The following is a 19687-nucleotide window of genomic DNA, read 5'->3' as shown; positions in this document are numbered from 1 at the left end:
CCCGCGGAGCGGGTACCACAGCGCTGCGCGCTGTGCAAGCGATACCACTCGCTTCGCTCGTGGTATCTGCTTCGCTTCGCTCAGCGTGACCGCGCTTCGCGCGGTTGGCCCGGCGAAGCCGGGCCAACCCCTTCGCTTCGCTTCGGGGTTGACGGGCCGCCATTCGGCGGGCTTCGCCCGCCTTTTGGTGGCCCCTGGCCCCTCGCTCCGCTCGGGTCCTGGCGGTGTGCTCCGCACCCCGCAACCGGTGCATGAACAGGCATGCGGGGCGGGCGACAAGCAGGCTGGCAAAGAGGGGGCTTGGTGGGGGGTGGGGTCACGGATCCCATTCCAGTCCCGAGCCGGCTGCCGGGGACCTTCCACACCCACCCCCCATGGCCGCGAGTCCCTCACGATCTCCGACCGGCCCACTGCCCAGAACCGTACCGAGGACCACTGACAACCAGACTCAGGAGTGCGTCATACGGGTCGGGCAACAAGCAGGCCGGCAAGGGGAGGGGGTTACTCCCGGAGGCCGGCGTGGATGTGCATGGCTGCCGTGGCGTTGTCGTCGAGGACAACCCCCACTTTCGGGCGGTTGCCCGCAGTCCGTCCTCCACATCCAGGAAGGGGCGCCCCCAGAGGGTGGTGGCGACCTCTTCCCACACCGCCCGGTACCTCATGGCCTGGTCCACTACTCGCAGGATGTCCACCTCGCGCGTGGACGGCTCTGGTTCCACCTGTGCTGCCCCCCCTGTCCGTCACGTCCGAGCCCGTGGAGGGCCAAGCCAATCACGAAGACAGGTCAGAGACGAGGGAGGGAGTGGACCAGGAGGTGCGTCAAATTATGTTGTGCGCTAAGCTCTGGACTCAGACAGCAGCCCCGGAGCACGCCCGGTCTGGGGCATCTCATTCCAGGAATGGTGGCATCATGCGCTTCATGGTCCAGGCGTCCGAGAGTCCGATCACGGTGACTTTCGAACCTTCCGGGGCGGAGTACGTTGTCGAGTCTGGCGATCACCTCATCATTGAGTGGCCGGATGGCCCGAGCGGCCTGCTTGGCTGCGTGGAGCACTCTTCCGACGGCCTTGTGATCGGCGAACCAGGGAACGGACTGTCTCGGATATGGCGTTCAAGCGGCGAAGAACTTTCCATTCTTGGATGACCCAATGTGGGCTCGGGTGGTTGGCGGACCATGAAACTGGCGGCTGAAACAGCAAGCGAGGAAGCAAGTTTTCATCCATTCCCTCACCAGATTGAAGCATCTGATGCGGCGGTACGGAGACTTGAATTGCAGCCGGGACAGGAAATGCCCGCGCAGGGGCTGCGGACGCAAGTCATCGCGGCGACCGGCTCGGGAAAGACCTTCATCGCGGTTCTGACCGCACGGAAACTACGGGCCGGCCGGGTCCTGGTCCTGGTCCCGACCCTGGACCTGCTGACACAGATGGCGGCCGCCTGGCGCGCCGGCGGCCGCACCGGGGCGTTCTACGGGATCTGCTCCCTGCGGGCGGACGAAGCGCAGGGGCTGGCGTGCACCACCGACGTGGACGAGCTCGTGGCATGGACGCGGGGCCTGGAGCAGGTGACCGTGTTCGCCACCTACGCCAGCGTGGGGATGGGGACCCTCCAGCGGGCCCATGAGGCCGGGCTTGCGGCCTGGTCGCTCGTGGTCGTCGACGAAGCCCACCGGGTCAGTGGCAGGGGCAGCAAGCCGTGGGCTGCGATCCACGACAACCTGCGCATCCCCGCCGACCGCAGGCTCTACATGACCGCCACCCCACGCGTCTGGGAAGCCCCGGACACCGAAGAAGACGGCAGCGGAGGCGGTGGGGGCGCACCGGTGCTCGTGGCCAGCATGGACGACAACCCCGACGGGTGGTTCGGGCCCGTGGCCTACAGGCTGACGCTTTCCAAGGCCCGCGATCTGGGGCTGGTCGCCGCATGGCAGGTGGTATGCGTCGACGTCACCGACCCGCAACTCCAGGCCGCCGCACTGCTCGGCGCTGACAGCCGGTCGGACAACGTACGCGGGAGCCGGCTCGCCGCGTTGCAGACCGCCGCGATCAAGACCGCCGCAGAGCGCGGACTGCGGCGCATGCTGACGTTCCACTACCGGACCAGCGAAGCCGAAGCGATGGCGGCCGGTGTACCCGCCGTCGCCCGGCGCCTGTGGGAGCACGACCCGCAGACGTACCCGGAGCCCGCACGGGTGTGGGCGGACTGGCTGTGCGGGGAGCACTCCCCCACCCACCGCCGCCAGACACTCGCCACCTTCGCCGACCCCGTCGGCCGGCGACACGACGGCGACCTGGTCCCCATGCGCCTGCGACTGCTCAGCTCCGTTCGCGTCCTCGGCGAAGGCATCGACTCCAAAGATTGCGACTCCGTGTTCTTCGCCGACGTCCGCGGATCCGCCGTCGACATCCTCCAAATCGTCGGACGCGCCCTCCGCATGAACCCCGGCGAAGGCAAAGTCGCCAGCCTGGTGGTGCCCGTCTTCCTCGCACCCGGCGAAGACCCCGACGCCATGCTCACCAGCAAGGGATACGAGTCCTTGGCCAGGATCCTGGCTGCGCTCCGCTCACACGACTCCGACACCATCGAAAGCCTCGCGGAGCAGCAGGCCACCAGCCACTCACCGAAGCCGCCCGCAGCCGACCTCGACACGACCGGCCGGCGCAACGGGAAGGGCGGCCCATCAGCACCCGCACAAAGCCTGCTCACCTTCTCCACCCCCCGCGACCCCGCCATCCTCGCCCAATTCATGAAACTCCGAATCCTCCGGCCGGAGAACACCTACTGGCGTCAGGGCATCCAGGCAGCGACCAGATACGTGAAAGAAAACGGAGATCTGAAAGTCCCGTATGCGTTCACCACGCCGGATGATTGGGCGCCCTCTGAATTTCCGCTAGGGACATGGGTAGCCGACCAGCGGAAATCCTTCAACGCGGGCCAGATGAAGCCCGCACGCGCCATAGAACTCGAAAACCTCGGCATGATCTGGTCCCACTGGGACGTCGCATTCCAGGAGGGGCTGTCAGCAGCACAGGGGTGGGCAGCCGAACACGGCCACTTCCTCCCGCCCACCACAGCCGTCTTCAACGGCCATCCAGTAGGGGTATGGGCCAAGAATTTGAGAACCGCGGGCCGCAAGCTCGCGCAACTCGAAGCACGACGCGAAGCCGGCCTCCCCATCGGCCCCACCACCGGGGCCCTGACCGAAGAACGCCGCGACGCTCTGGAAGCGATCGACCCGAGCTGGTGCCCGGCCTGGCCCGTCGCCTGGCAACGCTGCTACCGGTTGTGCCACAACCTGGTCCAGGCCGGAACCCCGCTGCCCGCGCCGGGCGAGGCCACGGTGCAGGGCGAAGACCTCGGAGCGTGGGTCCAGGCACAGCGGCTGGGCTGGGAGCAGCTGCTGCCCGCACAACAGTGGATGCTCGCCAACATGCTCCACCTCACCCCCGCACTGCCCGACGAACGCCCACAAGCGCCCCGCACACAAGCCGACAAATGGGCCATCAACATCCGGGCCGCCCAGCAGTTCCACACCCGCGAAGGCCACCTACAGGTACCCCGGAAAGCTGTCGAACAGCTTGTCGAGCCTGACGGGGCGGTAACCGAAGTCCGGCTCGGCATGTTCACCGACAATGCCCGGCGCAGGGCTGACAAGCTCACCCCAGAGCGGCGCGCCGAACTCGACGCACTCGGCATGCGCTGGGCGTAGGGACGGACTGGACGACGCATCTGGGTTGGTTCGTCCCCGCGACTACGGGGTCTGCAGGTCGTTAGGCGAGCTGGGGGACGTTGGGATGGGTGGCGATGGACGCCGGGAATCGGATCTCACCAGCGGCCGTACTCCAGAGGTCGCCGGCGGGCGGTGTGTGGCGGATGGCGCCGCTGCGGGGAGAGATGACGCAGCGTTCCTGGCCCGGCTGGCCGCGAGCTACGGCATAGAGTTCGGCCAGCTGCTGGCGGCTGTGGTCGATGTCGGCTCGTGGTCGCCATCGGCCTGCCACTGCCCGGCAACCGCAACGACTGCCGGATCTTCGCCGAGTCAGGTGCCGACAGTGCCCTGCAAGGATGCGCCGGTGCTGGCGGACTGCGGCTGCCAGGGGACGGGTGCCCTGATTCCGCACCGGCGCCGTCGCGGACCGGAGCAGCTCACACCGAGCAAGAAGCCGACAACGCTGTCCGTCGCAGGGCCCGGGCCCGGGTCGAGCACGTCTTCTCACGGATGAAGAACCGGAAGATTCTCCGCGACTGCCGCCTGCGAGGAGCCGGCGTGCACCACCCGATGCAGGGCGTCGCGCGGCTCCACAACCTCACACTCAGCGGATGAGCTGATCCTGCCTCACTGCGAACTCCTCCCGCCCGTCGGGCGTGGTGACGCCGTGCGGTGAGATGGAGACGGTGACGACCTCGTCCTCCAGCAGGCCATGGCCTTGGGCGACCACGCAGGCGACGGTGACCTCCACCGGATAGGACGAGTCCGGGCCGAGCTCGGCCGTTGCCGCGAAGACCGGGGCCTTGTCGAACAACGACCAGCGTCGTCCCGCCGCATCCGTGAACTGAACCTCGACCACCCCGGGCCACGGCTCATCGTCCACCCAGCGGACCACCTCACACCGCAGCTCAACCACGAATACCCCACCCGCCCAGGTCAACAACGAGCACCAGTATCCCGCGAGACATCAGCTCACGACATACAGGACAACCTTCAGCAAGAGCCTGAGCGGTAGGGGGTACGGCCAGGGCGCCGACCGTGGCCATGCCCCCGTACGAGCTCTCATTGGTCCTGGCGCCACGACAGCATGCCACCGCCGACGCGCGGAAGCACTGGGGGCGCACTCCGGGGACGCGCGAACTGCAGAGCGTCCGACCTCACGGGTTGCCTGTCTTCAACGGCTTTCACGACGGCCTCGGTGGCCAGCTCGTGCGCGCGGCCCAGCTGCGTGAGCGCGGTCGTCCTGCCCGTGCCGGATGCGCCGGACAGGATCACTCCGCGGCGCGCGGAGACCTGGTGGCGGTTGAGCTGGATCAGCAGCCGGGCGGTGGACATCACCTTGCGGATCGTCGGGGTGTTCACCAGTGGCGGGTCCGCGTGATACTCCCGCCACGACTCGTCGGCCCGGGCCCGTTCCTCTCCGGTCGGTTCTGCCCGCTCAGTGGCGGGCAGCAGCTTCGGCGGGATGGTCTCGTGCTCGACATAGCGGCGCCAGCCCTCCTTGGTCGTCAACGGGGAATCCGGCGGGGTCGGCTCGCTGGACTCCTCCTGCCGCGTGCTGGTCGAGGGCGTCCTCATAGCCACCTTTCGGCTTCGGCGTGGGCGTCAAAGACCCCGAAGGACACCACCTCTGCGGACGGAGAGGCCGCTGCGGAGTCGGAGTCGAAAAGTCGGTCTCGGGGTCGGGGTCGGGCGTGATCGCGGCCTCGGGTACCGCAGCCCCCGGGAGAGCGGCGGCGGTGCCGGTGCGGGCGATGACCCGGGCCGAGCGCAGGTCCGGCCCGTGCTCGGCCCGGGTCAGCAGCTCGTCCAGGACGCGGGCGACATCAGCCTCGTTCGCGTCGTCCATGCCGGCCGCGGCGGCCAAGCGCCGGGCGTGGTTCCAGGTGAAGTCCGCGAAGAGCGCGCTCACCAGCGACAGGCGGACCCAGGGCGCGGTGATCCAGCCACCGGTGGTGCGCACGAAGACCCAGACCCCGTCGAACGCTCTCGGGTCCTCGCCAGTCAGCGAGGTCAGCCACAGGTCGGCATGCGACCGGAGCAGCTGCTCAATGTGCCGGGAGTCCAGGAAGGCACCGCAGGTCTGGCGGCCGCTGGTGGACGGTCAGCCGAGCCGGACGGACGGAGAACGGGAGGTGCGCAGCTCCACTTGCTTATCCCTGCTCAGCCGCCGGCCACGGCATTATGCCAAGCTCTGCACGAACAGCCGCGAGGAGCTTGGCGCGTTTGTCCCCAAGGTGCAACTGGAGGCGCTGCGCCAGCGGGTCCCATAGGGCTTCAGTGACTGCCTCGATCAGCGGGTAGGCGGCTTCGCGAAGCGGCTCGCAGCAGAGCACACGTATTTCCAGATGACACAGCCACAGAGCACTCTCCAACTCGCCAGCGGTGTCCGAATCCAGGGCCTCTCCTTCGATGCGCTTGTGCACGAGGCGTTCCACCGGGCGTAGCGCAGCAAAGAAACGCAGCAGGGCTTCCTTCCGCTCATCACGTAGCCGGAGGGCTGCGGAGCGTTCTTCCTGGAGTGCGGCCGCACGCGTACGCCAGCGCTCACCTGTCAGGACGCCAGCCGATCCGATTCCAGCACCCAGGAGTGCGCTTGCCGCAGCGATGATGTTCGGCCACTGATCCATGGCCCAGAGCACGGCCAGCTGACCGCGTCGACGCTGCGCTGTTCATTGAACTGAGACAAAGCCGTACGTGGCAGAGCAGGCGCTTTACGCCTCGATGTACGCCACGACCGATGCTGCGCAGCGCGGTGACGAAGTAGATGACGCGGACGTCGTCGGCGTCGTCGCGGTAGTTGCGCAGGCCCGGGTGGGAGCCGGGGATCGGGGTGCCGGCGTCGGGGTCGACGGACAGCACGGCCAGGGCGCGGTCCAGGGCTGGCAGTTCGGCTTCGTCGGTCAGGGCCTCGATCTGCTTCTCCGCCGACTCGCTGAAGGTGATCCGGGCCCGGGGGCCGGAATGGCGCGGCATCCGGCGACGGGGCCGCGCGCGGCGTGCAGCTGCGCGAGCTTGCGTTCGCGTGCTCTTCCCACGGCGTGCAGGTCGCGGAGTCGGACAGGCCGTCGAGTGCGGTGTCCTCGAGGACGGCGGCCAGGCGGTCGGCGTTCTCGCGCGTGCGGGCCACGTACGCGCGCAGCGCCTGCGCGCCGCCGGGCGTCAGCGTCTCGCGGCCGGCGCCCGCGGGCTTGGGCCCCGTCGGGGGCGGGCTGATCGCCCATCACGGGCCTCCAGGGCGCTTGCGGGCTGATGCCACGGTAGCGACGCTGTGAGGCCGTGCGGGCCGCCTCGGCGGGACGGGCAGCACGAAGCCACGGGCCGCCGTGGGGCGCCGACACCGACGCTTCGAAGGTGTGGGAATGCGCGGTGTTCAACGAGCCCGGCCCGCATCGATTACGGGGCGGCAGGCTCTCGGCTGAGGTCACCGTCCGACCAGTTGGCTGGAGACTCGGCGTTCCTCACGGTTGTCCCGTCTCAGCGGAGTTTGGCGGATCTCACTGAACTTGACCGGCTGTCGCCACGGCCTGGCACCTTGTACACAGTATCTGCACCCATACAGATCGGAGCCCGAAGTGCTGCCCGCTGTCACCGGCCGCGATGAGTCCGCCGTGCTGATCATCAGAACCGACTTCAGCGACGAGACAGCCTGGCAAGCCGTGTGCGAGGAGTCGTTGAGGCCGTGGGGCGATGGTGACTATGAGCCCCACGTCCACCTCGTCGACGATCCCGTTTGGGCCGGTGCCACAACGGATCACGTGATCGCCGCCGTATCTGCGGACGAGGATCTGAGCATCGTCTTCCTCGCCGACCGCATCACCATGCGGAACCGCGAGCACCCGCTGCTGGCCGTGGCAGTCTTGACCAGGGACGAGTGCGCGAGCGACGAGGAGTTCGAGGCCTACGGCGGATCACTCCGCACTGCCTGCGCCAGCATTCACGACATCCACGCGAACCTCTCGATCGCCAACCTGGACTTCGCAGACCTCGCAGAGGCCGCCCGGAATGATCCCGCAGGGATCTTTCGATCCTTCTAGGGCCTCACCAAACCCCCAGGGGCCGGCGAGGAACGCGCCGAGGTCGGCAGCAGCGAGGCGGCCGGCGTACGCCAGCTGGTCGACGCCCGTCCTCTTTTCTCATCGGTGCAGCAGGGGGTGAAGCGCAAGAGGGGATGTCGAGACTCCCAGCAACATCACTACCAGCGGCCTGACCTGCGAAAACACTCCGGCCGGTACCTGGTGGGCCGATAGGAGCCCGGCCGTGGCCCCGGAAGGGGCCACGGCCTGAGCCGCGTCGACGCGGCAACGGCGGTGACCGCGGCCGACGCGCCCGGACTACGCCGCGGGCCCGTCGTAGCCGCGGGCGGCGGGGCTGCGGCGCACCGGGCCGAAGGGCTTGACGAAGGAGAGCACCACCGTCGCGATCAGCACGCAGCAGGCCGCACCCGCGTCGCGGACCAACCCGGTGGCGTCCGCCACCGGTTGCCGGGCGGAAACCGCCGAGGCCGCAGCGTCCAGACCGGGAACCAGCACGACCGCGGCCAGAAGCGTGCCCCCGCCGGTGATCGCGAGGCTCAACACCACCCACCAGTGGCGCAGCAGGCCCCAAGGCGTGAGCAGGCCGAGCGCGACGCCGGTGGCCAGGGCCAGGACGGCCAGCGGCAGGAGCAGCCACTGGCCGATCAGGAGAGCGGCCGGATAGACCGAGATCGGGGCGCTGCCGAACCACCCGGCCGAGGTCAGCACCAAGACGGCGGCATCACTGCCGAGCAACCCGACCGAGACCGTCACATGTGCGGCCCGCAGAGCCCTGCGCCACCGCGGCGGCAGGCGCCGGCCCACGCGGCAGGGCCGATCCACCTCCCGGCGCCGCGCCCGCAGGGCAGTGGGAGCGACCGGCTCGGGCTTAGACGGCAGGATACCCACGCTCTCGCCTCCTCAGTATCCGACGCATGCACTGCCAGGGATACGGCCTCGCCTTCCATCCTGCACGCCCCCGGGGCGCAGATCGTCATCCCCCAGGAGCAACACCACCTACCGCGCAAGGAGTACCGCGCCGACCACTGATCCAGCCGCGGTCGCGCGCGCCGAATCCCCGCCCACCGCCACATCCGTGCGCCAGGCCCCGAGGCCGGCGATCCCTGCTGTGAGCAGGCACCTCTGTGACAGCCCGCACGACCGGCCCTGATCGGACGCCGGCAGCCGCCCGGTCACCTCGTGACAGCAGACCAGCCCACACGACTGCTCCACCACCAGGCAACCAGCGCTTCCCAGCGCTGACGCCCACCCCCTGTCGCCAGGACGCCTACTCACACAGGTAGGCAGCCCGTCCCGATCGGACTGATGAGCGGAATCGCCCGGTTCCGATCCCAGCGCTGGTCGGCTCACTTGGTGGGAGCACTCGGCGTCGTTCAAGGTCGCCTGTTGCGCGGGTAGTCCTCGATGTACTGACGGTCCGCTGGTGGGCGTTCATCTGTCGCCTGCAACAGCGTCTGCGCCTCGCGGTGTCGACCTTCTCGTGTCAGTCGCTCATGGAGGGCGGCAACCTCTTGCCATGGACGCTCCACCGCCTTCCGCCGCAGCTCTCACAGGTCGTGAGGTGAGACGGTTTGTTGCGGGCGCAGCGCTGCCAGGGCTTGGCGAGCGTCCTGCCTCCTACGCGCCTCACCGGCGTCTGCGCTGTCTGCGGGGTTCGGAGATCGGCTTGGGATTCTGCCGGAGGACCGTCCTCGGCGATGTCCGCGTTTCCCCACAGCCCTCACCACAGCCCTCACCACACGATGGTTCGCCGGTTGCGCAGCGTTGTCCGCAGCGACACGGCCAGTCCCGGAGTTGTCGGCTCGATTGTCCCGGACGACCACCGTAGGCCCGTCGCCAGAACCGAGATCGTCGGTGGTGCCCCGTAGAAGGTCACCATCGCGGTCGTTGACCTCTGCTGCATGGGCCAGAGCTTGATCGATGTCGTCCCCAACAGGTCGCGGCGAGCAGCGCGGGCAGCGCCCACTCCCCCGGCCGGCCCACAAGCGCGGCGAACGCGGCGTCGTCGTCCCTGACTACGGCCTCCAACGCGGCCAGCGCTCGCAGGTGCTCATCGCCGGCCAAATCGATGTCGTCCATGGCCCCTGACCGTACGCACCCCGACGCCACAGCGGGAGCCGGCGAAACCACCCGCCCGCAACGGATGCGGGGTAAAGAACACCAGGGCGAAGCCCGCCGCGCAGCCGGCCACCGGGCTCACGGCGACCGGGCGGGGAGCCTGAGCCCGGCGGTCGCCCGGCGCCAGCGGGACGGCGCCCCTGTTCCACGGCGGCGCGAACGCCCCGTTCCACACCGTTCCATACGATTCCAGACCGATACACGTGCGGACAGATGGGCGACAGGGCCGGTCACCCACCCGCGTACGCCACACCGCCGACCGCCGTTCCACAGCTGTGACCTGCGATAGCGATGTCCGTGGAACGCAGGGCGCCACAGCGGGGTCCACCATGGAATCGAACGGGAATCGAAATAGGTTGGAGTGGTGAGCGACGACCAGGACCAAGAGCACCGCGCCGGGCTGCCGGCCCGACCGGCCGCTGAGGACGGTCGCATACAGACCGAGGCGCCGGCTCAGTCCAGCTCCGCGGACCCCAGGTTCACCACGAGCACGAAGTGCGGGACAGCGCTCAGGCACAGTTCTGCCGCCGTGCTCGGACCGGCCGCAGCACCCGCCTGCCGCAACGCCAGCAGCCCAGCCGGCACAACGGCGCCGACCGCCGCCCCTCCGTGGCCGCACCCGGCGGTCCGGCGGGTGCGTATGCCGGACCGCCGAGCGGCGGGAAGGGTCAGAGGCAGGTGGCGAGGACGAATGAGATGACGGTGCAGGTAGCGGTGCTGGTGTCGTTGGCCGGCGTGGTGTCCGTGGGCGCCGAGGCCGTGCGCAGGCCGGTGACCGAAACGGGTCCGAGGGACAGCAGGGTCAGCGGGACGCGGAAGGACTTCGCGCTGCTGGCCCCGTTGGCGATGCTGCCGTAGGAGCAGGTCACGGAGCCCGTCGCGGTGGTGCAGCCGGAGGAGAGGTTCGTGGCGCCCACGCCCGACGGGAGACTCGCGGTGATCGTCGCCGAGGTGACCGCGTCGGGGCCGTTGTTGTGGGCGGTCAGGGTGTAGGTGAGGTAGGGCACCAGGACGCCCAGATGGGGCTGGCCGCCGGTGGTCACGGCGATGTCGGCGGTCGGCGCGACGTAGGTGAACTGGTCCGCGCCGCTGGTGGCGCTGGTGCCGCCGGGGGTGGTGACCTGGATGTCGACCGTGCCGGCCGTATGGGCGGGGGAGGTGGCGGTGCACGCGGTGTCGGTGGTGCAGGAAACTGTGGTGGCCGGGCTGCCCGGGCCGAACGTGACGGCGGTGGCGCCGGCCAGGCCCGCGCCGTGGACGGTGACCGGGGTGCCGCCGGCGGTGGGTCCGCTGCTGGGGCTGACCGAGGTCACGGTCGGCAGGGCGAGGTAGGTGTACTGGTCGGCTGCCGATGCGGGGCTGGTGCCGGCGGGGGTGGTGACGGTGACGTCCACCGTGCCGGAGGTGTGGGCCGGGATGGTGGCGGTGACGGTCAGGTCGTTGATGACGGTGACGCCGGTGGCCGGGGTGCCGCCGAAGTTCACGGCGCCGGCGCCGGCCAGGCCGGTCCCGGTGATGGTGACGGTGCCGCCGCCGGAGGCCGGGCCCTGAGCGGGGGTGATTGCGGTGACGGCGACCGGCGGGGGCGTCACGGTGACGCCGAACGGGGTGGTGCCCACCGGGACGGCGCCGGTGACGGTGCCTGTGGCCGTGTCGATCACCGAGACCGTGCTGGCGCCGGAGTTGGTGACGTAGGCGCTGCCGCCGGTACGGTCGGCCGCGACGCCGACGGGCCCTGAGCCGACGGTTGTCGTGCCGGTGACGGTGTTGGTGGCAGTGTCGATGAGCGAGATGTTGCCCGCGTTGGCGTTGGCCACGTAGACGTGCGTGCCGTCCGGGGTGACCGCGATTCCCTCCGGTCCGCCGGGATTGGGGATGATGGCGGTAATGGTGTTGGTGGCGGTGTCGATCACCGAGACGGTGTTGCTGTTGAAGTTCGCCGTGTAGGCGTGGGCGCCGTCGGGAGAGACGGCCACAGCTGCCGGCGTCCTGGCGTTGGGGTCGCTGATGGTCGCGGTCACAGTGTTGGTGGCGGTATCGACGACCGAGACCGAACTGCCCACGAAGTTGGCCACATAAGCCTTGCCGCCGTCGGGTGTGAACGCGATACCGAAAGGCTGGCTGCCGGTGGCGAAGGTCGCGGTGACGGTGTTCGTGGCGGTGTCGATCACGGTGATCCCGCCGACGGCCGTGGCGATGTTGCCGCCGACGTAGAGCAGGGTCCCGTCGGGGGAGACCGCCACGGGACCCGGGATCACGCCGGCAGGCACGGTTGCGGTGACCGTGTTGGTGGCCGTGTCGATGACCGAGACGTTGTTGTCCCCGTCGTTGGCGACGTACACGCGGGAGCCGTCGGGAGACTCGGCCACCCCTTCGGGGAACCGGCCGACGGCAATGGTCGCGGTGACCGTGCCGGTCGCCGTGTCGACGACCGAGACCGAATTGCCGCGCAGGTTCGAGACGTAGGCCATCCGGGCCCCGGAGCTCGCCTGGGCCGGCGTGGCGGCGAGGGCGACCAGGCCGGTCAAGGCCAGGACGGCAGAACACACCGCAGCAATGACGGAACGGTGGCGGGAGCGGCGTATCAGGCGTAACGGCCGGGCTCCGCGAGAACGGGAAGACGTCACTGTCTCTCCTTCCGGTCCGCACCACCACGGCGGGGACCGGCAGGCCCCGGGAAACCGGCAGCAGTGCGGTCGCACAGGACGGAGCCGCCCCCGCGGCACTCACCGCCGGGCCTGCCCGCCCCCGCCCACCACCCCCGCCCAGTCCGGGCCGCGACAGCAAGCGACTCGCACGCGCCCTCAAGGACCAGGCACAGCCAAGTCCCCGCATGCTCTCAACGATCCGCCCTGCACCATGCCAGATGTCCGAACTGGACCGAAAATGACTGATAAGCGATTTCTTTGCGTCAAATATCTATCCATCGTGGCTGGATATCAAATATCGACCGTTTCAAGCTGAAATTGGACGAATTGCCGTTTGACGCTCGCACAGCGGTGAATGGCAGCACCTGGGCAAACGGCACCGCCAGCAGCATCGACATCCGCCAACCGGCGCTCCACCGAGCAGAAATCCCTACCCTCCAAAGGGCGACGTCGCCGAACACAGACAGCTCGTTCCAGAAGGTCCGCGAACAGGGCCGAATCGCAGACGTCCATGCGCTGGTCGCCGTGGTGAGCGACGACCAAGAGCACGGCGTGGGGCAGTCGGCTGCGCTGCCGCACGCCGACGGGCCACTGGTCGACCTGACCCTCCCGGACGGGCGGCACCTGTACGCCGTGGTGAAGTCCCGGCGCAAGGAGCCCGACGGCGGTGGTACGACCTGCAGATCCACGTCCCCCACCAAAGCAGCGACCGGGGCCGACTCCCGGCCCTGCCCGCCGCAGTCGACTTCCACGCCCCCGCCGCCCTGTGTCGGCCGATCGACGGCCAGCCCTACGACCAGGTCCCGACCGAGCGGCCCGGGGTCACCCCGGCCTGGAAGGTCGAAGAGAAGGTGTACTTCGGGGCCCGAACGCGGCCCGGCCCACGTCGTGCACCGCGGCGACTGCCACGCGGCCCGCGACCTCACCCGGCCCGCCACCACCGAGCAGGCCCGCGCCGTCCTGACCCGCGACGACGCCGCACCGTGCCAGATGTGCCGACCCGACCGGCCGCTGCGCACCGCCGCGTAGCTTGTTCTTTATCTTCTGCGGTCTGAGGCTGGGTCGGGCAGGCCCATGAAGGCGTCGAGCTCTTCGACGATCTTGCGGAGCTCGCGGGCTCCGCGAGGAGACATCGCTCGGATCACGCCGTCGAGTAGGGCACGGCCTTCGAGAGGGTTGCCGCAGCAGTACCAGTGCAGGTTGCCGAACTCATCGTCGTGCCAGAGCTCGCGGGCGGGCCGGTGAACGTAGTCCTTCCACAGGCGCAATGCCGAGTCGATGTCCCCCGGTTGGAGGTAGTTCCGCGTGCGTTCAAGGCGAACGATCTCGGACAGCGCTCGCGGGGAGAGGCGATCGATGGCCGGCCTCGGGCGGTATGACTGCTGCCGGTCCGGAAGTCCGGCCCGGATGCGTCCTGGCCGTCTACGCGGCATGGGCCTTTCGGTTGGTCGTCATGCCGTACATGGTGGCACAAGGTCGAACGGCGTCTCGAACGGGTTCGCTCGCCTGGGGATTCGGCGGACGCGGGGGCGGCCTTCGCCTGATCATGTGCTCCGACCATGGAGTGCACGTGACCACGACGAAGGCCGCGAGGGTGAGTCTGCTGCACCACGAAGTCCGGCGGGAAGCGTTCGCGGAAGCGTCACGCTTCCGGGACGAGTTCTACGAGTGCCTGACCGCCCGGCGTGACGAGTTGTTCGAGCTGGCGGACGCGGTGCTGTGTGCGGACGGCGCGGTGAAATCCCAGGTGGATCTGACGCTGCTGCCCGAGCACCGTCGTGGGCACGGAGCGATGTACGGCGGCCTGAATCACGGCCGTATCGACGTCGGCCGGCTGCGGACGGCGCTGGCCGGGCTGTCGCTGCCGCGGTTCGACGGCGGGCGCCTGGTCCTGGCCGTCGATGTGTCGCCGTGGCTCCGCTCGGGGACGCGCCGTGCTCAGCGGAGCGCTTGTTCTGCCATGTCTACGGCCGCGCGAAGACGGCATCGCAGTTCATCCCGGGCTGGCCCTACTCCTTCGTTGCCGTGCTGGAGCCGGGTGCCACTTCCTGGACCGCGATCCTGGACGCGGTCCGGCTCGGTCCGGCGGACGACGCGACCGCGATCACCGCAGCCCAGCTCCGAGGAGTCGTCGAGCGGCTCATCGCCGCAGGCCAATGGCTGGCCGATGACCCGCACATCGTGATCGTCAGCGACGCCGGCTATGACGTCACCCTCCTGGCCCGGGTCCTGCGCGACCTGCCGGTCGAGTTGGTGGGCCGGGTCCGCTCCGACCGTGTCATGCGGCTTCCGAAGCCACCGCGGACGCACGGCGTCAACGGACGGCCGCCCAAGCACGGACCGGAATTCCGCTTCGCCAAGCCGGAGACCCGGCCCGAGCCCGCGATCACTACCGTCACGGACACGACCGACTACGGCAAGGCCGAGACCCAGGCCTGGGACCGGGTCCACCCCCGGCTCTCCCACCGCTCCTCCTGGCACGACCACGACGGTGAACTGCCATTGGTCGAAGGAACGTTGATGCGGTTGAAGGTCGAGCATCTGTCGATGGGCCGGGATGCCCCACCGGTGTGGTTGTGGTCTTCCAAGACCGGCGCTACCCCGGACGACGTGGACCGCTTCTGGCAGGCATTTCTCCGCCGTTTCGATCTGGAGCACACCTTCCGCTTCGCGAAACAGACGCTCGGCTGGACCACTCCGAAACTCCGTACTCCCGAGGCGGCGGACCGCTGGACCTGGATCCTGATCGTCGCCCACAACCAGCTCCGGCTCGCCCGGCCCCTCGCCGCGGACCTCCGCCGGCCCTCGGAACAAGCCGCCACCGCCGACCGGCTCACCCCAGCCCGGGTCCGTCGCGGGTTCAGGAACATCCGCGCTCACCTCGCCTGCCCGGCCCGTGTTCCCAAACCCCGAGGCGCCGGCCACGGACGGCCATCCGGCGCCAAGAACAAACACCGGGCACCTCGCTACGACGTCGGTAAAACCGTCAAACGCCCCGAGACCCTCAAGGCCATCGGCAAGCCCGGAAGATCTTGGTAGATAAAGAACAAGCGTAGTGCCTGTTTCTGAACCCTCGGACGTCGTTAAGGCCGGAGCGGCCCCGGCCGGTGACGCGGCACCAGCCTCGCGGACAGCGCAGTCAGACCCTCAATCCCGGGCACCGGGCTCAGGAATCCCCTGTCGGCCGTTCGGGTGCTTGACTCCCAGTTTGCTTGGTAAATGGTCCTACGCGGGCACCTTGGTGTCGCGGGCAACGCCTCCCCGGAGACGGAACCCACCCGAGCGCCCCCGCACACCAAGGAGCAGGGTCCATGCGTATCCGTACCGCTTTCGCTGCCCTCGGCCTGGCCGCCACCGCCAACGCCTCGGCCATCGGCAACGACGACGACGTCAACACCGCCAACGGCAACAACGCGTCCCAGGTCTTCGGCAACCAGAAGAGCCAAGAGGCCGTGAGCCCTCAGTTCGGGACGGTCCAAAGCTCAATCGACAAGCCGTGCGTCGGCCTGCCCGCCAAGGTCGACGCACAATCGCTGATCGGGCTGGTCAATGTCGGGGGCCAGGACGTCAACGCCTCGAACAACCCGCAGGACCAGCAGTGCGCCGAGAAGTCCGCTCAGGCCCGAGGCGACTGACCCCCCTACCGGGGGGCTCTGCGGAAGCGTTCGGGGAACCGTCAGGGTGACCGCTCCACTACCGGGCTCGATGCCGGAGCAGTCCCGGACGCCATGACCATCGCGTCGGGCGACCCCATGTGGGACGAGTGGGGCCGCCACATGCCCCTCCACGGCGACAGCCCCGCCTGGCCCACCGTCGCGGTCTACCAGACCGCGCTCACTCTCCTTCTGCCCGGCCGAGCGGATGCCCTCGCCGCCTACCGAGAACGCACCGAGCAACTCATCCGCCACACCCAGGATCCCGTCCAGCCGTAACCCTCCCGGCCGCCGACCCGTAAGGCCCCTGCGTACAGGCCCAACAGCACATTCCTGCCCCAGTCACCGAACAGGAACGACCAGGCGCACTCCCACAAACCCGGTACCCGATGCCGGAGCGCGGCCGCCGGCCGATCGCGGGCGCTCGACCCGCAGGAGCCGGTCCCGGGGATCGGGCGTCACCGGCTCCGCCCGGGTCGCCATGGGCCGCACCAGGACGCCCCGTCTGACCAGCAGCGGCTGCGCGCTGTTCCGGCTCCTACCGCCTCGCCAGCACCCGAGCCCGCGCCCAGGAATCGGCCAAGGCCGGCTGTCCGCTGCCACTTCCTACCTCGAGGGCCCGCCTCCCTCCGGGCGCCGGCCCGTCCTCGCCGAACCCAGTCGTTCCGCCCGGCAGGCTCACTCAATCCACCGTCCGCGAAGCGGCCGCTTCGATGCCTGATGCCCGCAGCTTCCGCGCAAGGAGCTCCATCTCGGGCAGGGTCCCTGAGTACTGCCCGGTCAATACCTGTTCCAGCACAGCCCGGACGCCCTCCAGGCCGATGCCGACTTCCGCCCGCAGCACCCGCATGATGGCGACGTTCTTCGTCGGCGGAGCCACCCGCAACCCCGCCCGCCCGTGCTCGGAGAGCAGTCGGCCACGCACTTCCTCCGGCAGGTCACCGCCACACACGGCCAGGGCAAACCCACAGGCCGGACACGTCGTCTCACCATCCCATCGCAGTGCCTCGCCCACCAGCGCCTGAACACCGCACCACTCCGCCTCAGCACCGCATCCCCGGCACACAGCGGAGTACCTGATGGACTCAACCAAGATCGACTTTTCCATAATCCCACCCCTCAAGAGGAGAGGTTGGACGGCGGGCGGCGAACGTCCTTCCGGGGCGCCAACATGTCCCCTGCCACCCGAGCCAGCGGTCCAGGCCGCGCTGGTCCATGCGCTGACGCTGTCTCTCGTGAACATTCCGAGACCCGGTGATCATCAACTGACGCCCAAACCGGCAGACAACGCTGCTGCTGAACGTGAACAAAGCCAACGTCGCGACCATGAGCACCCTCCTCCTCCGGGACGGCCGGGAATTCTGCTGCCCCGCGGCACTCAAGGAGGCTTTCACGCCGCCGTGAAGACCCGGGCGGCTCCGTCGTCGCAGGCGGTGGCGAGCCACTGCCCGTCGGGGCTGAACGCCACTGCGTTCACCGGGAGTCCGTGGTCCAGGCGCAGGATCTGCACGCCGGCGGCCGGGTCGAAGAGGCCGGCCGTGCCGCCGGCGGACGCGGATGCGAGGCGGCGGCCGTCCGGGCTGAAGGTGACCGCTCGCACCGGGGCGCCGATCTGCCAGTGGAAGAGCTCGGCGCCGTCGGCGAGGCGGAACAGCCGGACGAGCTCGTCGTCGCAGGCGGTGGCGAGCAGGCCGGCCGGGCTGACCGCGACGGACAGGACGGAGCCGCCGTGGGTCAACTGGTACCGCTGGGCGCCGGTCTGGCGGTCGAAGACCCGCGCCGTCCGGTCGGCGGAGGCCGTGGCCAGAAAGGCTCCGTCCTGGCTGAAGGCGACGTGGTGCACCGGCCCGGCATGGCTCAGTACCGCGTGGCCGGTCCCCGTCCCGGCGTCGAAGATCCGTGCCGCCGTGTCCGCGCTGCCGGTGGCGAGCCACTTTCCGTCCCCCGTGAACGCGACCGTCCCGACCTCGCCGCCGTGCGTGAGCTCGAACCTTGGCTCGCCGGTGTCACCCGCGAATACCCGGGCCTTGCCGTCCGCGCTTCCCGTGGCCAGGGACAGCCCGTCCTCGCTGAACGCGACGGCGGACACGGCCCCGCCGTGGACCATCTCCTTCAGGACTGCGCCTGTGGCCGCGTCCCAGAGCCGGACCTTGCCGCCGCTGCCGCCGCTGGCGATCGCGCCCAGGGGCGAACACGCCACGGCCGTGACGGTGCCGCTGGAGATCTGGCCGCTCCCCTGGGTGCCGCCGGCGGCGTCGAAGACCCGGGAGGTCCCGTCCTGGGAGGCGGTCGCCACCTGGCCGCCCGCCGGGCTGAACGCGACCGCGTTCACAGGGCCGCCGTGGGTCAGTCGGCAGCGCTCCTGGTCGGCGAAGGGGTCGAAGACCCGCGTCACGCCGTCGGAGGGACCACCGGCCGCGGCGACCAGCGTGCCGTCCGGGCTGAACGCCGCGCTCACACAGAAGCCCAGGAGCGACAGCTTCTTCCCCGTCGCCGCGTCGAACACGAGCCCGCCGCCCTCCGTGCCCGGCGGCGCGTCGACGACGATCCCGGACGACGACGTGGCCAGCCATCGGCCGTCCCGGCTGAAACCCGCGATGCCGGCGGTGTACCCGTGCGCCACCCGGTACCTCTCCGCACCGCTTGCCGCGTCGAAGAGGCGGACCGTGTAGTCGGCTCCGGACAGTGCCACCGACGCGTCGTCGGGGCTGAACACCGCGCCCCCCACCTGGTGGTCGAGATCGAGGGGCTCAAGGAGCCGGGTGCGCAGCGTCCCGGTGGTCGAGTGGACCACCATCGCACTCCCGTCCCCGCAGGCGGCGGCGAGGTACTTTCCGCTGTTGCTCCAGGCCACGCTGTTGACGACGCCGGTCATCGCGACCTGCGCCATCACGATCCCGCCGTCGGTGTCGAAGATCGTCACCAGGCCCCGTTGCGTGTCCGCGGCGGCCGACGAGCCGAAGCCGACAGCCAGCCGCAGGCCCGGGGTGTCGGGGCTCCAGGCCACGCACCTCACCGGGTACCACTGGGTGTCACCGGACGGGAACGCCAGTTCCAGCGCGCCGGTGGCGGCGTTGAAGATCAGGGCCGCGTCGTCCGCGCCCGTGGCCAGTCGTCTGCCGTTCCTGTTCCACGCCAGGCAGGACGTGCCGCGCTCCTCCGGCGTGCCGACGGCGTGCTCCATGCGGCAGCGCTCCGCGCCGGTCGCGGCATCGACGACCACGGCCCGCACCGTGTCGAACCCCATCGCCAGCCACTGTCCGTCGGGACTGAAGGCGACGACGTTGGGGGACCCGGCGATCCGGCAGCGTTCCACGCCCGTGCGGGCTTCGAAGACACGCACCGTCCCGTCGGCGAAGCCGGTCGCCACCCATCGGCTGTCCGCGCTCCACGACGTGCCGAACGCCGCCCTGTCCTCGCCGCCCGGAGCCAGGAAACCCACCAGCTTCGCCTGCCGCGTCGTCATGCCCCGACCCGCCGATGTCCGACGTCGTCCCCGCTCGGCACTGCCATGGCGCGCTC

General features: G+C 69.7%; 15 protein-coding genes and 1 pseudogene. 8 read left to right on the top strand and 8 right to left on the bottom strand.

What is annotated here, in order from left to right; genetic code table 11:
* Window positions 1–1174 precede the first annotated feature (1174 nt).
* Together ACGFMP_RS17760 and ACGFMP_RS17755 are read left to right on the top strand one after the other, a co-directional pair.
* Entirely contained in the window at window positions 1175–3709 is a 2535-nt protein-coding gene (locus ACGFMP_RS17760) for a Helicase associated domain protein (RefSeq protein ID WP_393673323.1), read from the top strand.
* 264 nt (window positions 3710–3973) lie between these two features.
* Window positions 3974–4324: pseudogene (locus ACGFMP_RS17755) on the top strand (transposase family protein); the annotation flags it as partial.
* Here ACGFMP_RS17755 and ACGFMP_RS17750 read toward each other — a convergent pair.
* The 4 genes from ACGFMP_RS17750 to ACGFMP_RS17735 form a co-directional block, all read right to left on the bottom strand.
* Entirely contained in the window at window positions 4314–4592 is a 279-nt protein-coding gene (locus ACGFMP_RS17750; RefSeq protein WP_393673322.1) for a hypothetical protein, read from the bottom strand. The pseudogene ACGFMP_RS17755 and the gene ACGFMP_RS17750 sit on opposite strands and share 11 nt — an antisense overlap.
* 179 nt (window positions 4593–4771) lie before the next feature.
* Entirely contained in the window at window positions 4772–5221 is a 450-nt protein-coding gene (locus ACGFMP_RS17745) for a hypothetical protein (RefSeq protein ID WP_393673321.1), read from the bottom strand.
* Between the two features lie 641 nt (window positions 5222–5862).
* Complete coding sequence (locus tag ACGFMP_RS17740; RefSeq protein WP_393673319.1) at window positions 5863–6147, bottom strand: hypothetical protein; 285 nt, start codon at window positions 6145–6147, stop codon at window positions 5863–5865.
* Between the two features lie 109 nt (window positions 6148–6256).
* On the bottom strand, window positions 6257–6685 hold the full coding sequence (locus ACGFMP_RS17735) for a hypothetical protein (protein WP_393673318.1): 429 nt from the start codon (window positions 6683–6685) through the stop codon (window positions 6257–6259).
* Between the two features lie 635 nt (window positions 6686–7320).
* On the opposite strand from ACGFMP_RS17735, the gene ACGFMP_RS17730 reads away from it, so the two are divergent.
* Window positions 7321–7746 carry a DUF6924 domain-containing protein gene (locus ACGFMP_RS17730; RefSeq protein WP_393673317.1) on the top strand — a complete coding sequence of 142 codons (426 nt, stop codon included), beginning with the start codon at window positions 7321–7323 and terminating at the stop codon, window positions 7744–7746.
* Between the two features lie 297 nt (window positions 7747–8043).
* Here ACGFMP_RS17730 and ACGFMP_RS17725 read toward each other — a convergent pair whose 3' ends face one another.
* Entirely contained in the window at window positions 8044–8550 is a 507-nt protein-coding gene (locus ACGFMP_RS17725) for a DUF2269 domain-containing protein (protein ID WP_393673316.1), read from the bottom strand.
* 1982 nt (window positions 8551–10532) lie between these two features.
* The gene (locus tag ACGFMP_RS17720; protein ID WP_393673315.1) at window positions 10533–12413 is read right to left on the bottom strand and encodes an IPT/TIG domain-containing protein; all 1881 of its coding nucleotides are present in this window, start codon (window positions 12411–12413) and stop codon (window positions 10533–10535) included.
* Window positions 12414–12863: 450 nt separating this feature from the next.
* On the opposite strand from ACGFMP_RS17720, the gene ACGFMP_RS17715 reads away from it, so the two are divergent.
* The 5 genes from ACGFMP_RS17715 (at window position 12864) to ACGFMP_RS17695 (ending at window position 16444) form a co-directional block, all read left to right on the top strand.
* The gene (locus ACGFMP_RS17715) at window positions 12864–13541 is read left to right on the top strand and encodes a DUF6233 domain-containing protein (protein WP_393673349.1); all 678 of its coding nucleotides are present in this window, start codon (window positions 12864–12866) and stop codon (window positions 13539–13541) included.
* A 238-nt stretch (window positions 13542–13779) separates the two neighbouring features.
* Window positions 13780–14697, top strand: coding sequence for a transposase (locus ACGFMP_RS17710; RefSeq protein ID WP_393673314.1), 918 nt, complete (start codon window positions 13780–13782; stop codon window positions 14695–14697).
* Window positions 14616–15551, top strand: a complete 936-nt coding sequence (locus ACGFMP_RS17705) for a transposase (RefSeq protein WP_393673348.1) — start codon at window positions 14616–14618, stop codon at window positions 15549–15551. Before ACGFMP_RS17710 ends, ACGFMP_RS17705 begins: the two co-directional genes overlap by 82 nt.
* Window positions 15552–15823: 272 nt before the next feature.
* Window positions 15824–16147, top strand: a complete 324-nt coding sequence (locus ACGFMP_RS17700; protein ID WP_393673313.1) for a rodlin — start codon at window positions 15824–15826, stop codon at window positions 16145–16147.
* Between the two features lie 93 nt (window positions 16148–16240).
* On the top strand, window positions 16241–16444 hold the full coding sequence (locus ACGFMP_RS17695) for a hypothetical protein (RefSeq protein WP_393673312.1): 204 nt from the start codon (window positions 16241–16243) through the stop codon (window positions 16442–16444).
* A gap of 403 nt (window positions 16445–16847) precedes the next feature.
* Here ACGFMP_RS17695 and ACGFMP_RS17690 read toward each other — a convergent pair whose 3' ends face one another.
* Both ACGFMP_RS17690 and ACGFMP_RS17685 read right to left on the bottom strand, forming a co-directional pair.
* A complete protein-coding gene (locus ACGFMP_RS17690; protein ID WP_393673311.1) occupies window positions 16848–17273 on the bottom strand; it encodes a hypothetical protein in 426 nt (141 codons plus the stop codon).
* A gap of 282 nt (window positions 17274–17555) precedes the next feature.
* Window positions 17556–19631, bottom strand: a complete 2076-nt coding sequence (locus tag ACGFMP_RS17685) for a WD40 repeat domain-containing protein (protein ID WP_393673310.1) — start codon at window positions 19629–19631, stop codon at window positions 17556–17558.
* Window positions 19632–19687: the final 56 nt, after the last annotated feature.

It is taken from the genome of Streptomyces sp. NPDC049040 (assembly GCF_043197715.1).
Lineage (GTDB): Bacteria > Actinomycetota > Actinomycetes > Streptomycetales > Streptomycetaceae > Actinacidiphila.
The sequence above is the reverse complement of the archived record's forward strand: the minus strand, read 5'-3'. Positions and strand labels throughout refer to the sequence as shown.

Coding starts and splice junctions, on each gene's coding strand:
- ACGFMP_RS17760 (WP_393673323.1), top strand. CDS start 1,175: ATGAAACTGGCGGCTGAAACAGCAAGCGAGGAAGCAAGTTTTCATCCA.
- ACGFMP_RS17735 (WP_393673318.1), bottom strand. CDS start 6,685: ATGCCGCGCCATTCCGGCCCCCGGGCCCGGATCACCTTCAGCGAGTCG.
- ACGFMP_RS17710 (WP_393673314.1), top strand. CDS start 13,780: ATGCCGAGTCGATGTCCCCCGGTTGGAGGTAGTTCCGCGTGCGTTCAA.
- ACGFMP_RS17700 (WP_393673313.1), top strand. CDS start 15,824: ATGCGTATCCGTACCGCTTTCGCTGCCCTCGGCCTGGCCGCCACCGCC.
- ACGFMP_RS17695 (WP_393673312.1), top strand. CDS start 16,241: ATGACCATCGCGTCGGGCGACCCCATGTGGGACGAGTGGGGCCGCCAC.
- ACGFMP_RS17690 (WP_393673311.1), bottom strand. CDS start 17,273: ATGGAAAAGTCGATCTTGGTTGAGTCCATCAGGTACTCCGCTGTGTGC.
- ACGFMP_RS17685 (WP_393673310.1), bottom strand. CDS start 19,631: ATGACGACGCGGCAGGCGAAGCTGGTGGGTTTCCTGGCTCCGGGCGGC.